General features: G+C 61.0%; 14 protein-coding genes and 1 tRNA gene. 8 read left to right on the top strand and 7 right to left on the bottom strand.

The annotated features are described in order from the left end of the window. The 6 genes from AB7I51_RS05985 to AB7I51_RS06010 form a co-directional block, all read right to left on the bottom strand. Positions 1–1,423, bottom strand: a 1,423-nt coding sequence (locus AB7I51_RS05985; RefSeq protein ID WP_428403366.1) for a hypothetical protein, incomplete at its 3' end; no start/stop codon positions are given. Positions 1,424–1,695: 272 nt separating this feature from the next. After that, entirely contained in the window at positions 1,696–1,899 is a 204-nt protein-coding gene (locus AB7I51_RS05990) for a hypothetical protein (RefSeq protein ID WP_428403367.1), read from the bottom strand. A gap of 513 nt (positions 1,900–2,412) precedes the next feature. Continuing rightward, positions 2,413–3,006, bottom strand: coding sequence for a site-specific integrase (locus AB7I51_RS05995; RefSeq protein ID WP_428403420.1), 594 nt, complete (start codon positions 3,004–3,006; stop codon positions 2,413–2,415). Positions 3,007–3,507: 501 nt separating this feature from the next. After that, positions 3,508–3,582 (bottom strand) — tRNA-Val (locus AB7I51_RS06000). A gap of 343 nt (positions 3,583–3,925) precedes the next feature. After that, positions 3,926–4,468 carry an HD domain-containing protein gene (locus AB7I51_RS06005; RefSeq protein ID WP_428406156.1) on the bottom strand — a complete coding sequence of 181 codons (543 nt, stop codon included), beginning with the start codon at positions 4,466–4,468 and terminating at the stop codon, positions 3,926–3,928. 71 nt (positions 4,469–4,539) lie between these two features. Then, positions 4,540–5,244 carry an HAD-IA family hydrolase gene (locus AB7I51_RS06010; RefSeq protein WP_428403369.1) on the bottom strand — a complete coding sequence of 235 codons (705 nt, stop codon included), beginning with the start codon at positions 5,242–5,244 and terminating at the stop codon, positions 4,540–4,542. 130 nt (positions 5,245–5,374) lie between these two features. On the opposite strand from AB7I51_RS06010, the gene AB7I51_RS06015 reads away from it, so the two are divergent. From AB7I51_RS06015 to gor, 3 genes are read left to right on the top strand one after another with little or no spacing between them, the layout of a single operon-like run. Then, positions 5,375–5,788, top strand: coding sequence for a hypothetical protein (locus tag AB7I51_RS06015; RefSeq protein ID WP_428403370.1), 414 nt, complete (start codon positions 5,375–5,377; stop codon positions 5,786–5,788). 29 nt (positions 5,789–5,817) lie between these two features. Beyond that, a complete protein-coding gene (gene rpiA / locus AB7I51_RS06020; RefSeq protein ID WP_428403371.1) occupies positions 5,818–6,540 on the top strand; it encodes a ribose-5-phosphate isomerase RpiA in 723 nt (240 codons plus the stop codon). Continuing rightward, entirely contained in the window at positions 6,537–7,919 is a 1,383-nt protein-coding gene (gene gor, locus AB7I51_RS06025; protein WP_428403372.1) for a glutathione-disulfide reductase, read from the top strand. The genes rpiA and gor overlap by 4 nt, the downstream gene beginning before the upstream one ends. A gap of 159 nt (positions 7,920–8,078) precedes the next feature. Here the strand turns inward: gor and AB7I51_RS06030 are convergent, their stop codons facing one another. Further along, positions 8,079–9,314: an acyltransferase family protein gene (locus AB7I51_RS06030; RefSeq protein ID WP_428403373.1), complete on the bottom strand. Its 1,236-nt coding sequence runs from the start codon at positions 9,312–9,314 to the stop codon at positions 8,079–8,081. Between the two features lie 238 nt (positions 9,315–9,552). Here AB7I51_RS06030 and AB7I51_RS06035 point away from each other — a divergent pair, with 238 nt between their 5' ends. The 5 genes from AB7I51_RS06035 (at position 9,553) to AB7I51_RS06055 (ending at position 14,141) form a co-directional block, all read left to right on the top strand. Next, the gene (locus AB7I51_RS06035) at positions 9,553–10,932 is read left to right on the top strand and encodes a class II 3-deoxy-7-phosphoheptulonate synthase (RefSeq protein WP_428403374.1); all 1,380 of its coding nucleotides are present in this window, start codon (positions 9,553–9,555) and stop codon (positions 10,930–10,932) included. 175 nt (positions 10,933–11,107) lie between these two features. Further along, positions 11,108–12,238, top strand: coding sequence for an FMN-dependent L-lactate dehydrogenase LldD (lldD, locus tag AB7I51_RS06040; protein ID WP_428403421.1), 1,131 nt, complete (start codon positions 11,108–11,110; stop codon positions 12,236–12,238). Positions 12,239–12,268: 30 nt separating this feature from the next. Beyond that, positions 12,269–12,982, top strand: a complete 714-nt coding sequence (locus AB7I51_RS06045; RefSeq protein WP_428403375.1) for a carbonic anhydrase — start codon at positions 12,269–12,271, stop codon at positions 12,980–12,982. Positions 12,983–13,269: 287 nt separating this feature from the next. Next, positions 13,270–13,812: a DUF4142 domain-containing protein gene (locus tag AB7I51_RS06050; RefSeq protein WP_428403376.1), complete on the top strand. Its 543-nt coding sequence runs from the start codon at positions 13,270–13,272 to the stop codon at positions 13,810–13,812. A gap of 5 nt (positions 13,813–13,817) precedes the next feature. Next, positions 13,818–14,141: a cupredoxin domain-containing protein gene (locus AB7I51_RS06055; RefSeq protein WP_428403377.1), complete on the top strand. Its 324-nt coding sequence runs from the start codon at positions 13,818–13,820 to the stop codon at positions 14,139–14,141. Positions 14,142–14,169: the final 28 nt, after the last annotated feature.

A 14,169-nucleotide genomic window follows, 5' to 3' on the forward strand; every position in this document is an offset into this window, starting at 1 on the left:
TAATGATCCGCTGATTCTCGAACGCATATTGAAAATCACGCGGACCTAGCGGCGCGAGGAAATGGCGCTTTAACACAGGGTCATAACATTCATGATAGACGGTGGCCTTGCCGCCTTCGATCACAAAACAATAATCCTTATTTAGCGCGACGACTTGCTGATCATCGGGATTGCCGCCTTGTTGCGCCTCTTGCTCGCGCCGCCGTTTTGATTGTTCGTCTTCTAGGCGCTCATTAAGCGCCGCACTGGTGATACCCCAATCATAGCGGAAGTGCTTCATAAACTCTGGATCGCCGCGATAGTCGAGAGACATTTCCGACAAGAATTTGATCGCTTCGTCTTTAATGTCTTTATATTCCCGGCTCTCTTTCGCGAATTTTTTTCGCTCTTCAATCAACTCATCGAGTCTTGCATTTATCTGTTGATCGCAGGCATATTCATCGCGTGCTGTTTCCGTTTTCTCATAAATCCGCCTCAACTCCCGCTCGTCGTTGGCCAAGCCTTTCTCATTCACCCAATCTATGATTTCGGAATCGTCGTGATTGCTCAGGGCCTCGACCATTTCCTCATAGCTCGCGCCTTCTTTCTTTAACCGTCCGCCTTCGCGGAACGCCTTTCCAGAACGCGAGTCGTCGTGCGCAGCATCAGCGTCTCTCGGGTGCTGCGTTCGTTCCGCGCGCGCCCTCTTACCAGCGAACGCCGGTCCAGCCTCTTGCAGAAGCCAGCGCATATCCTCAATGGGAATGCAGCGCAGGCTCGCATGAGTTTCGAACTGCGCCCATGTGACTGCAAAATATCGCTTACCGCGATAAACTTCGATTGCTGGCGGATGATCGCCTTTGGCGCTTTTCTTGAATTGTTTGCCAAGTTTGGCCTCTCCGCCGAATAACTTATCGAGTTCGTCTTTATCTTCGATTCGACAAACAAAGAAAACTTTGAGTCCGGTGCCGCTCGGCGAAACCTCCGTGTAACTGTCGAAGCGTCGAATGACGTTGAGCGCCCATTCTTCGATCACGCCAGTTTGCGGATCGCGGCATGTATCAAGATCAATTCCGCCAAGATGCAAGCCGTCGCCGATATCGGTAAGCATGACGCCAACATCGCCACCTTGGGATTTGCGCGCCCAATCTTTGGCTTGCTGTAGCGTTCCCCAAGTGTTGACGTCGTCAGACTTCGCCCAACGATTTTTGATGGGATCGTATGGAACTTTCGTCGCCTTATCCTGTCCGGGGCGTGTCTCGACTCTCCACCCAACCCAAACACACTTTGGGGCAAGATCGACAAGCGACAGTCGATCATCGGGGCGCGAATGGTCCTTGCCATTTCCACCTGTGCTATTATTCTTTGTGGCGTTCGAGCTGTTATCCGGCCCGGTCTCGTCTCGCACACGAGCCGGGTCTTTTTCGTTGAGATGCTCATTCATCACGCAACGCTCCAACGCGCCCGCGCAGGGCGCTTCCGATGTTCGGTTGAAGCTGCGTGCTCGCGTCCAGCGCGACCGGGAGAGGGCCGAAGGCCGTTCTACTCTAGCAGTTCCCGGCAATTTCATAATCACAGCGCAACGTGTGTCGCGATGGATGCTGTTGACTCTCATTCGAGAGAGTAAACGCCGAAGGCGTATGGCTCCCCGGCCTGCGCCTTCATCTTTTTGATGGGCGTCGGCCTGCCGCAGAATCCCTGTCGCCAATGGTTGCGTTACTGCTGCGCCGGCGCGGTCGCCTCTTTGCGCTCGACAGCGGCCAGCATGGCTTCCGCGACCGTGATCAGCCACTCATTGTGGTTCACGCCTGCCGCCTGCGCCGCCGCGTTGACGCGCTCATAAAGCGGCACGGGGAATCGGATGGTTGCGGACATGCGCGCGGCGCGAAGGGCCATTTTACGCTTTCCAGTTTGCGTCATTTCAGGGCGCTCCATTAAGGGCGGGTCTACACCACCAAATAAATCTCACTGCTTGTTCTTTTTGGCAACCCCAAAAGAGCGTGATTTTCAACTAAAAATGGCAAAGCTAAAGTCAAATGTCAATTAGCTCTGGAGTATGTTATGTAAACATGGATTCAATTCCGCGTTGAGTTATATTTAAATGACTTGAAAAATTGAGTCTACTCAAACTTGCAATGCGTTTGAGTTCGTTATGAAAACTCAATCGTTAACTTCCAATTCGATTGAGTGAGTGAAGTCAGAACGATTGAAGCTTTCATCAGAACGATTCAGACAAAAAACCACTGATCTAACGATCAATGGCTTCGATGTTAGCGAGTTGAGTTTAGGAATGTTGCAAGTTGGGAAGTTTGCTATCGCAATTCGCGGATCGCCATTTGTTGATCGTTGGTGAATGTGAACCTGTCGCGGATCGCATAGACAAGGCGCACATGGCGGGTTATTGCCCGCCGTTCGTTCCGAAGTTCGAGAGCGCTACCGAGCGAGTTTTGCAGCTACATCAGCCGCCTTAAGATGCGTGTAGCGAAACAGCATCCGGGGATCACGGTGACCACTGATGAGGCTCACCTCTGGCACGGACAAGCCTTGCTCGAAGAACCTGCTGATCGCCTCGTGTCTCAAGTCATGGAAGCGCAAGTTTTGGACGTTGGCTCTGCGTCGGACACGCTCCCAAGCCAACCTAAGGCTGTTCGCCGAAATCGGGAAAGCACGCTCATCCTCCCGAGGCCTTTCAAGTTTATGCAGGACTGAGAGAGCCTGTGGAGACAGAGGCACCGACCTAGGGCGACCGTTCTTCGTGATGGGTAGGAACGCAGTTTTTGTCTCAAGGTCCACGTTGCTCCATCGCAGCGAAAGCATCTCGCCTCGTCTCATCCCTGTGGCTAACGCAAACAGAAATGCTGGTCTAATGAACTTGTTGCGACACTGACGAAGCGCCTCATCCAATGCCTTGAGTTCCTCCTCAATAAGCCTTCGTTCCCTTGGCTTGTTTTCAGATGGCTTGATGATCGACCCGAGTTCGGGGACGGGTATTCCCCACTCGGTTCTGGCGAGCCTAAGAGCATGCATGAGGATGCCAAGCTCTCTTCGGACGGTCGAAGGCGAGACCTGAGCTAACCGAAAGTCTCTGTAGCTCGCTATCGAGGCCGGGGAAACATGCAGGATGCTCAGATTGCCGAGCGGGTGACGCAAGATCGGTCTCAGGTGAAAGCGTTCGTTTACGCCTCGCGTTCTCTTGGTCGGCAGAACGTCGCTCTCGTAGCGACTTAGCACGTCAGCAAGCTTCAACTCGGAACCGAGTGGGAAAGGGGCTGTGGGGATCGGCTCGCCACGGTCAATTCGGCGCTCGTGCTCCCTCGCCCACCTCAAGGCGTCTTCTCTGAGGTGGAATGTCTTCGAGACGTCTGGGTGTCCCTCCCGCCTAACTTGAACCTGCCATTACGTTCCGCGCTTACGCAAGGATGCCATCTGTCGCTCCGTCGGTGTGACCAGGGCGTGACAGACTGAAAAGATGGAGGTGTGCTTGTTTCGATGGTGATCCAGCAAACGCTTCTGGTTCAACCACTTAAATGGTGGGCGGCACAGGGATTGAACCTGTGACCCCTCCCGTGTGAAGGGAGTGCTCTCCCGCTGAGCTAGCCGCCCGTCGCCATTGGCGATCGATACCCCTCGTGTAGGGGAGCCCGGCGCCCTCCGTCAAGATCGCAGATCGCGCCCGCAGGGCTCCGAATCCAGGTCAATTTCGGCTCACCTTCAGCCGTCATGGCCGGGCTTGTCCCGGCCATCCATGCCGGGACATCGCGAAATGTTTCGCGCCGAGAAGGCATGTCCCGCTCACATTTTCAGATTTGTAGCGCGTCGTCGCGTGGATGGCCGCGACAAGCGCGGCCATGACGCGGTGAGATGGCGCCTCGCTAATCTCGATTGGGACCCCCGATCGCCCCCGCTGCGGCGAGGCTGGAACCTGCGCGCGCCGCTCCCGCAAGTCTCACGGCGGCGTCCAATCCTTGGCCAGAACGCGGCGCACCATCGGCTCGAAGGTCGAAAGCGGCTCGCTCTTATAGGCGGGATCGAAGGAGACTTCGTCATATTTGGCGCAGAACTCGACCGTTCGCTCATAGGCGGGGTCCGACTTGAATTTGTCGCGGGCGTTGGGGTCGAGGCCGAGATGCGCGGCGTAGAAATAGGTCTGGAACAGGCCGTGCTGCGCCAGCATCCAATAATTGTCGCGGCTGATGAACGGCTTCAAAATCCCGGCGATCACCTCGCCGTGATTGAACGGGCCAAGCGTCTCGCAGCAATCGTGCAGCAGCGCTACGACGACATATTCCTCGTCCTTGCCGTCGCGCAGCGCGCGGGTCGCCGACTGCAGACAATGGTCGTAGCGGGTGATGTTATAGGCGGTGTCCCGGCTCAGATCGCGCAGCAGTCCAAAGAGCCGGTCCGGCAATTCGTCGAGCGTGTGTTCGTGAACCTGCTTGAGAATTCGAAAGTCTTCGTCGGTGCCCTGGTCCATCCGGGTGAAATGCATTTTCTCCATGGCGCGAACCCTTCCCGGAATTTTGCGCGGCGCCGGCCTTAGCGGAAAAGCGGCTCAAAGGATCATTGTGCCTGAGGCGCTCGCTGGAACTGCGCCGCATCCAGCGACGCCACCGCGTCCCACAGCTCGTCGAAATGCGAGATGACTCGATCGGGCGAGAAGGCCGCGACCGGCGTGTCGGTATAGCCGAAATCCACCGCCACCGACGGCGTTCCGGCGGCGCGGGCGGTGTCAATGTCGGTCTTCGAATCCCCAACCATCACTGCGCGTCGTAGATCGCCGTCGGCTGCTTCGATCGTGAGCCAAAGCGTGCGCGGATCGGGCTTATGCATGGGAAAGCTGCCGCGGCCGCAGATCGCCGCGAAACGGTCCGCCGCCGAAAGTCTTTGCAGCAGCAGGCGCGCCAGAGCTTCGGGCTTATTGGTGCAAACGGCGAGGCGAAACCCAGCCGTCTTGAACCGGTCGAGCGCCGCCAGCGCGCCGGGAAAGAGGCGGCTTTCGTCGGCGATATGCGCCTCATAGTGAATGAGAAAGTCACGCACCAGCGCGTCCGTGCGCGGCCCGTCGAGCGGCGCGCCCTGGCGGGCGAAGCCGCGTTCAATCAGCGCCCGCGCGCCGGCCCCGACCAGCGGCCGGGCGACCTCAAGAGCGACCGGCGACAGCCCCTCCCGCGCCAGAAGCACGTTGAGCGCGCCGATGAGATCATGGGCGGTGTCGGCCAATGTGCCGTCGAGGTCGAAAACCAGAACGGGAGGACGCGTCGTCATAGCGTCAGGACCTAGCCGCGCCGCCCTCCCGGATCAAGCGGCGCTGGGCGAACCGCGAAAATTACCCGCTCCGCCCACGCAGGCACTGCGTGTAAACTGCGCCCACCGATTCGCGACAGGGAGTGCAGCTATGCGTGGAACGCGCCATTTCCTAATAGGGCGACTTGCTGTTTTCACAGCCGGCGCGCTTGTTTTAGCCGGCCCTTTCGTCGCCGGGCGTGGCGCGTCGGCGGCCGCAGCCGCCAATTATGAATTTCTTGCCGCGCCGCAGACCGACCTCAATCGCGTGTTTCGCCTCGACCGATCTAATGGCGAGGTTGGCGCCTGCCAATATGGCCTCAAAGAAGGCGCCGCGATCGGCGTGACGCTGTGCTACCCGCCGGGCGAGGGCGCAAGAGCCGGCGCCTTCAGCGAATATGCGCTGGTCGCTTCGCGCCATACCGGCGAGGGCGGCGTGTTCCGCGTCGATCTGCGCTCGGGCATGATGTCGATCTGCTTCGTCCTCAATGAAACCTCGGTGGTCTGCACGCCGCCGGCGAAATAAGCGGGCGACGCAACGAAGCGAATGTCCGCATGACCGCACTTTCCGCCGACGCTATGAAGCGCGCCGCCGCGCGCGCGGCGCTCGAGTCCGTCACGCATGGCATGCGGCTGGGGCTCGGCACCGGATCGACGGCGGCGCATTTCGTCGATCTTCTCGGCGCCCGAGTCAAAGAGGGGTTCGACGTCCTTTGCGTGCCGACTTCCGAGCGCACCCGCGCGCAGGCGGAAAGCCTCGGGATCGCGCTCTCGACGCTCGACGAGACCCCGCAACTCGATCTGACCGTCGACGGCGCCGATGAATTCGACTCCGCGCTGCGCCTCATCAAAGGCGGCGGCGGCGCGCTGCTGCGCGAAAAGATTGTGGCGGCCGCGTCGACGCGCATGTTCGTCATCGCCGATGCGACGAAAGAGGTGCGCACGCTCGGCGCCTTCCCGCTGCCGGTCGAAATCGATCGGTTCGGCGCACGCTCGACGATCCTGCAAATCGAGCGGGTCGCGCGCGGACTCGGACTTATCGGACCGCTGATGATGCGTGAAGCGGCGCCCGGCGAACGCTACATCACCGACGGCGGCCATTACATCGTCGACTGCGCCTTTGGCGCCATCGTCGATCCCGAAGCTTTGTCCGCCAGGCTGTCGGCGATTCCCGGAGTCGTGGATCACGGATTGTTCATCGGCCTCGCCACCGCGATCTTCATCGCCGGCGCCGAAGGCGTGCGCATCATCGGCAACATATCGGGCGAACCCTCATGACGTTCGACTACGACCTTATCGTCATCGGCGCGGGGTCCGGCGGTGTCCGGGCGGCGCGCGTCGCCGCCAGCCATGGCGCGAAAGTCGCGATCGCCGAAGAATTTCGTGTTGGCGGCACCTGCGTCATTCGCGGCTGCGTCCCAAAGAAGCTTTACGTGCTCGCGAGCCGCTTCCGTGACGAATTCGAGGACGCCGCCGGCTTTGGCTGGCGCGTCGGCGATATTTCTTTCGATTGGCCGGCGCTCGTCGCCGCCAAGGAAAAGGAGATCACGAGACTCTCGAACCTTTACGCCGAAACGCTCGCGAATTCGGGCGTCGAGCTCATCCGCGCGCGCGCGACGCTCACCGATCCAAACGGCGTGCGATTCTCAAATGGCGGCTCCGCCCGCGCCGGACATATTCTCATCTCAACCGGCGGCGCGCCGGTCCTTGCCCCGCATATTCCGGGCATCGAATTCGGCATTTCCTCGAATGAGATTTTCGATCTTCCGAAATTTCCGCAACGGCTGCTGATCGTCGGCGCTGGCTATATCGCCGTCGAATTCGCGAGCGTCTTCGCGCGGCTCGGCGCCAAGGTCGATCTCGCCTATCGCGCCGATCTGCCGTTGCGCGGCTTCGATGATGATCTGCGCGCGCGCCTTGCCGATGCGCTAAGAGCTGCGGGCGTCGAACATCGCGCCGGCGCGCTTCCGACGCGCGTGACGAAATGCGTCGGCGGTCTTGAAGTCGAAATGAGCGACGGCGCGCCGCTGACGGTCGACTGCCTGCTGGTGGCGACCGGCCGCAGGCCGATGACGCAGAATCTCGGACTGGAGGCGGCGGGCGTCGCCTTGCGCGAGAATGGCGCGGTGGCGGTCGACGAATATTCGCGCACCAATGTCGAATCGATTTACGCGGTCGGCGACGTCACCGATCGCATCAACTTAACGCCGGTCGCCATTCGCGAGGGGCAAGCCTTTGCCGACAGCGTCTTCGGCGCGACGCCGACGACGATCAATTATGAGCACACGCCAAGCGCGGTCTTCACGACGCCCGAGATTGGAACTGTGGGACTGACCGAAGCCCAGGCGCTCGCGCGGCATGGCGCGGTCGACATTTATGAGACGCAGTTTCGGCCAATGCGTGCGACGCTCTCGGGACGCGCTGAACGCGTCTATATGAAGCTCATTGTCGATGGCGCGAACGAGCGCGTGCTTGGCGCGCATATTTTCGGTCCCGAGGCGGGCGAGATGGCGCAGCTCGTCGCCATCGCCCTGCGCATGGGCGCGACGAAGGGCGATTTCGACGCGACCATGGCCGTGCATCCGACGATGGCGGAAGAGCTTGTCACGATGCGCGCGCCGGCGCGGCGGCTTGGGACGCGTACGAATTCCGCCTGATCGGTTCGCTCGGATATTGTCATTCCCGGCAGGCCGAAGGCCTGACCGGGAATCTAGAGCCAATCCACGAACGCTGGTCTTGCTCTGGATTCCCGATCGCGCGCGTTGCGCGCGTCGGGAATGACAACCGAGCCAATTTAAACGGATGCTGTATCCGGCTTAAGCTTCGATCCGCTCGCGTGTCCGTTGCGCGGCAGCAGGATGCTGCGCCGGGACGGGCTCTTGCGCGGGCGCCGGCGCCGCGCGCTCGGGCGACCATCTGTCGAGAAGGGCGCGAAGCTTGCGCCGCGCCGCGCCGGTCTTCGCCTCGGTGACTCGCGAGAAGAAATAGCCGCAGACGATGGCGATCCCCATCACCGAAAAGCCCACGGCGTAATTTCCCGGCGTCGCCAGCTGCGTCGCCCATTCATTCCCCATCGTGCCGCCGACCGCCGCGCGCACGAAGATCAGGATCGGCATGTGGATGCTGTAGAGCGAGAAGGAAAAATCGGCGAGCGTCTTATGGAATTTGAAACGCAGCAGCGAAAAGCCTTCGGACGGTCCGTAACGGAAGGCGAGCAGCACGACGATGAACAGGGCGGACGCAAGCAGATCAGCCGCGTCGGCCATCCAGGGATGGGCCTCCAGGAGATGGCCGCGCACCACCAGTCGGATGATGACGACGACGGCGGCGTAAAGGAGGAGCGCCCCCCAGCGCGAGCGGATGATCGGCCCTGGCAGGAGAGTGGCGAAGGCGCCGCCGGCCCATAGAATATAGCCGAATTTGAACCAGCTCGGCGGCGTCGAAATCGCCAGGAAGAGCGCCGCGCCGAGCGCGAAACCCGATAGGCGCAGGGCGAGCGGATAGTTGCGCGCGAAGGGCAGCAGCAGCAGCGGGAAGGTGATGTAGTACCAAAACTCGCAGGCGAGCGACCATAGCGGCCCGTTGGTGCCGAAATAATCGAAGCCGATGCCCTGCAGGTTGAGAAAGCTCGCAAGAAACAGAAGCGCCGAAAAATGGCCTTTGAACAGCGGCCAATCATAGACGCCGCTGCTGGCGAACAGCCATCCGCCGAGCGAATCTAGAACGAGCGTGAGCACGACGGCAGGGCCGACCACCAGGTAAATTCGCGAAACGCGATGAATGAAATATTCGCGCAGGAAGTCCTGGTTCTTGCGCAGATGCGCCAGCACCGCGCCGCCGACGAGATAGCCGGACATCACGAAGAAGGCGAGCACCGCCTGATGCCCAAGCTCAAAGGCGGAGTAGAACCACCAGACATAGACGAGCGGGGCGTGGGGCGCGCTCATAATGTCGGCGATATTGATGAAAAGATTGGACGTATGGACGGCGAGGACCACGAGCGCGCCGAGCCAGCGGCTCGCCTCGATGAACTGCGACAGAATAAACGGCATCGCCCCGGTTCGTCCCCTCGCTCGGCCGCCCCCGCGGCCCGGCGTTATAGCCGCTCGCCGCTGGCTTCGCCAAATTTGAGCAGGCGGATGCGAGGGTGGGGCAAGCGTTGGGCAAGTGTGGGGCGAGGGTGGGGCAAGGGTCGCATTCGCCGTCATAATCCTCTATAAGCGCCGCTGGCGTCGCTTCGAGACGGCCTTCTACGCCTGTTGAGGCGTTGATCTTGCGGAGTTTTGCGAAGTGGAACGGTGGTCGCCAACGAGCTGGAGGAATTTGCCGATCGAGCAGACGCCGGCCTACCAGGACCAGGCGGCGCTCGCCGACGTCGAGCGCCAGCTCGCCGGCTTCCCGCCGCTGGTCTTCGCCGGCGAAGCGCGCAATCTGAAGCGCCATTTGGCGGAGGTTTCCGCCGGCAAGGCTTTCCTGCTGCAAGGCGGCGACTGCGCCGAAAGCTTCTCGGAACATTCGGCCGACAATATCCGCGACTTCTTCCGCGTCTTCCTGCAGATGGCGGTGGTGCTGACCTATGCCGCCGCCTCGCCGGTGGTGAAGGTCGGGCGCATCGCCGGCCAATTCGCCAAGCCCCGCTCCGCGCCTATGGAAAAGCAGGGCGAGGTCGAGCTGCCGAGCTATCGCGGCGACATCATCAACGATCTCGCCTTCACCGCCAAGGCGCGCGAACCCGATCCGCAGCGCCAGTTGCTCGCCTACCGGCAATCGGCGGCGACGCTGAACCTCATCCGCGCCTTCGCGGCGGGCGGCTTCGCCAATCTCGAAAACGTCCATCGCTGGATGCTGGGCTTCGTCAAGAGCAGCCCGCAGTCCGAGCGCTATCAGAAGCTCGCCGATCAGATTACCGAGACGCTCTCCTTCATGCGCGCCATCGGCCTCGATCCGGAACATCATCCGGAATTGCGCGGCACCGACTTCTATACGTCGCATGAAGCGCTGCTGCTCTGCTACGAACAGGCGATGACCCGCATCGATTCGACGACCGGCGACTATTACGCCACTTCCGGCCATATGCTCTGGGTCGGCGACCGCACCCGGCAGGAGGACGGCGCGCATATTGAATTCGTGCGCGGCGTCAAAAATCCGCTCGGACTGAAATGCGGCCCGAGCCTCAAACCCGATGCGCTTTTGCGCTTGATCGAAACCCTCGATCCGGAGAACGAACCCGGCAGGCTGACGCTGATCTGCCGCTTTGGAGCCGACAAGATCGAGGATGCGCTGCCGGCGCTGGTGCGGCCGGTGCTGCGCGAAGGCCGCAACATCGTATGGTCCTGCGACCCGATGCATGGCAATACGATCAGCGCCGCGGGCTACAAGACGCGGCCGTTCGATCGGATCATGTCGGAAATCAGCAGCTTTTTCGCCGTGCATCAGGCCGAAGGCTCCTATGCCGGCGGCATCCATCTCGAGATGACCGGCAAGGACGTGACCGAATGCACGGGCGGCGCGCGCGCCATTTCGGAGAGCGATCTGCGCGATCGCTATCACACCTATTGCGATCCGCGGCTGAATGCGGAACAGGCGATCGAAGTGGCGTTCCTCGTCGCCGAACTCTTGAAGCGGGAGCGGCTCGCGCGCGGCCTGCGGGAGCAGCACGCCGCGGAGTGACGCGCGGCGATCACGCAATCCCTGCCTCCAGGCGTTGCGACCGGGCGGTCAGCGCCGAAGATCACTCGACCATAAGGTTTGACGATGCGCCGGGCCGCTGCGATCAAAGCGGCGGGCGTTCGCCTTGGCGGCCGCGCTCGGCCTTGGCGAACTCAAGGTCTGGTTGGAGCATCGAATGATCGTTTCATCGGCTTTGGATTATCGAAAGGCCGCGCAGCGCAGGCTACCGCGATTTCTCTTCGATTATATCGACGGCGGAGCGAACGCCGAGGACACGTTGCGGGCCAATGTCGCGGATCTGAGAGCCGTGAATTTAAGACAGCGCGCGCTGAAGAATGTTTCGGATCTCAGCCTCGCGACGGAGTGGTTTGGTCGGCGATCCGAACTGCCGGTGATTCTGGGACCGGTCGGCCTGAGTGGAATGTTCGCTCGTCGCGGCGAGGTCCAGGCGGCGCGCGCCGCGGCGAAAAAAAACGTGCCTTATGTGCTGTCGACGCTCTCAATCTGCTCGCTGGAGGAAGTCGCGACGAGTTGCCCGAGCCCGATTTGGTTTCAGCTCTATGTGCTGAAGGACCGCGGCTTCATGCAGTCCATGCTGGAGCGCGCCCAGCGCGCCGGCGTCGAAATTCTCGTCTTCACGGTGGATTTGCCGGTGCATGGGTCGCGCTATCGCGACGCTCAATCAGGCATGTCGGGACCATTTAAGAAAACACGACGCCTGCTTCAGGCGATGACGAAGCCCCGCTGGACTCTTGATGTCGGACTGCGCGGCCGACCGCATGATCTCGGCAATGTCTCCAAATATCTTGGCAAGGCGACCGGACTTGAGGATTACATCGGCTGGCTAGGGAAAAACATTGATCCGTCGATCAGCTGGTCGGACCTCGAATGGATTCGCGATTTCTGGAAGGGCCCATTGATCATCAAGGGCATATTGGATCCCGAGGACGCGAGGGACGCCGTGCGGTTCGGCGCGGACGGAATCGTCGTTTCCAACCATGGCGGACGGCAGCTCGATGGCGCGCTGTCGACGGTTAAAGCGCTGCCGCCGATCGCCGACGCCGTCGGGAATGATCTTGCCGTGTTTGCCGACTCCGGCGTGCGGTCCGGACTGGACGTCGTGCGCATGCTGGCGCTTGGCGCAAAGGGCGTTCTGCTCGGGCGGGCCGCCGCCTATGCCCTGGCGGCGGCCGGCGAGGCTGGCGTCGAGAACATGCTCGAGCTTTTCGCCAAGGACATGCGCGTGGCGATGACCTTGACGGGAGTCAATTCGATCGCTCAAATCGAACGCGGCATTCTTGCTTGAGCGGGCGCGAAGGACTGGGGGAGAAGCGACATGTGCAACGATCATTCGCACCATTTATCTAGGCGATCATTCGTCGCTTCGGGCGCGTCGACGGTCCTGATGGGCAGTCTGGCCGATGCTTACGCCCAATCTTCGTCCGGCGCCGCCGTTTCTGCTCCAGTTTCGCCGGACGAGGCGCTCAAGCGTCTAGTGGACGGCAATGCGCGATATGCGAGCAATACGGCGGTCAACCGCGATCTGTCCGCCGGACGGGCCGGTCGCGTGCAAGCTCAGTATCCTTTCGCCGCATTGGTGAGCTGTTCGGATTCGCGCGTCGCGCCGGAACTCGCGTTCGATCAGGGTCTGGGCGATCTCTTCGTCGTTCGCGTCGCCGGCAATTTCGTCAATACGGACGGGCTCGCGAGCCTCGAATATGGCGTGAAGATTCTCGGCATTCCGCTCATCGTCGTGCTCGGCCATTCCAATTGCGGCGCCGTCGCCGCGACGATCAAGGTCTTAAAGGAAAAAACCAAACTGCCCGGGCATCTGCCTCAGCTCGTCAATGCGATCAAGCCGTCCATCGATTTGGTGGAAAAGCAAAAGGCCGCGGACCCGCTCGCCGCGGCGATCGCGCAGAACGTCCGCTACAATGTTAAGCGGTTGACGACGGCGAAACCGATCGTCGCCGAGGCCGTCGCCGCGCAAAAAGTGAAGCTCGCCGGAGCCGTCTATGACATCGGCACGGGAAAGGTGTCGTGGCTTTAGGCAAAAGAACGGCCTCGACCCATGAACAGGTGCGCCGCCGAACGGTCGCTTGCGCCATTGTCATTCCCGGCAGGCCGAAGGCCTGACCGGGAATCCAGAGGAATCCCATGACTCATGTTGTGACTCTGGATTCCCGATCGCGCGCGTTGCGCGCGTCGGGAATGACAAACCCTGGCCGGCAGCGCGCAGCGTCCAGCATCATTCTTTAAAAAATCGCGCATCCAAATTCTGCAGTCCTCGGTAATGGCTGTGGTCAGTTCAACGACCGCATCCAAATGGAGGACATCATGAAAGTTATTGCTCCACTCGTCGCCGGCTTTGTTTTCGCCACGACTCTTTCGGCGCGGGCGGCGGATACGCCGACTGATCCCCAGATCGCGCATATCGCCTATACCGCCGGCCTGGTCGACATCGGCTACGCCGAAATCGCCCTTAAGCGCTCGAAGAACAAGGTCGTGCGCGAATTCGCCATGGAAATGGTGAAGGATCATAAGGCGGTCAACGACAAGGCTCTGGCGCTGGTCAAGAAGCTCGGCGTGACGCCGGAAGACAATGCGACGAGCCAGACGATCGCCAGTCAGGCGGCAACTAAACGCGCCGAATTGAAACGCCTCTCCGGCGCCGCCTTCGACCGCGCCTATGCCGAGAATGAAGTCGCCTATCATTCGCTGGTGAATGCGGCCGTCGACACACAGCTCATTCCTTCCGCCAGCAATGGGGAACTGAAAGATCTCCTCAAGGTCGGCCTAAAAATTTTCGAAGGCCACCAGCGACATGCGGAGCACATGGTCGAACGGCTCGCGCGCAAGCACGCGGCGAGCAAGGAGTGACGCCGATGCGCAACATCGCGCTCAACGCGGTGTTCTCGTCGCTGGTCTTGCCGGCGGGCGTGACGCGCGCGTCCGCCGGCGAGGCTGCGAGCGTCGTGATCGCCGATCTCGACTTCAAGCCGTCTGTCGTCACCGTTCGCATCGGCGACACGGTGACCTGGACCAACAAGGATTTTGTCGAGCACACGGCGACGTCCCGCGACGGTGCCTTCGACATTGCGACGCCGACGTCAAAGCCCGCCCATTGGCGCGCGCAGAAGCCGGGCGACTTTGCCTATTATTGCCGACTGCATCCGAATATGACCGGAACCATCCGCGTCATGCGGTGACGAGTTTGGCGCATTCAAAGCGGCCGCG

Origin of the sequence: Methylocystis sp., assembly GCF_050246715.1 — a bacterium.
In the GTDB taxonomy this organism is placed as follows: Bacteria; Pseudomonadota; Alphaproteobacteria; order Rhizobiales; family Beijerinckiaceae; genus Methylocystis.